Here is a 448-nt window from a genome sequence, read left to right as displayed (position 1 = left end):
CATACATTAGAATGCATTTGCATTGGAATGTATTTGGAGTATTATAGCATAAAGCGTTTTTTTAAAATCATTATGAGCAGTTTGAGCCTTTTAAAAGAAGGGGCAAATGCCAGTTTTGTGCTGTTGTTATTGAAAATGAAATTCAAAGAAGCTTTGAAACTCAAAGCCCTAGACGATGCGATTTTGGAATTAGAACAAAGCAAAGAAAGCGTTTTTAAACCAATAAATCAAAACGCTAACGCCCCTAAACAAGAACCCAAAAACAAAAGTTCATTAAACCTCTTTAAGATTTTTTAAACCCGCTTTTAAGCCCCAAAAAGACACTCAATCAAGGACACTCAACCAAAAAACTTTAACAATCCCTATTGATGAAAGCTTTAAATCTTATGCTCCAAACGCCTTAAAGTGTTATGGATGTATTCTAAAAGCCACCCTAACAAGCCTAAAA

At 33.7% G+C, this 448-nt stretch carries 1 pseudogene; it reads left to right on the top strand.

Annotated elements, in window-relative coordinates:
* Positions 1 to 297: pseudogene (locus BZK24_RS08675) on the top strand (hypothetical protein); the annotation flags it as partial.
* Positions 298 to 448: the final 151 nt, after the last annotated feature.

The organism is Helicobacter pylori, from assembly GCF_001998165.1.
Lineage (GTDB): Bacteria > Campylobacterota > Campylobacteria > Campylobacterales > Helicobacteraceae > Helicobacter > Helicobacter pylori_DL.
This window is presented reverse-complemented; position numbering and strand designations above follow the sequence as displayed.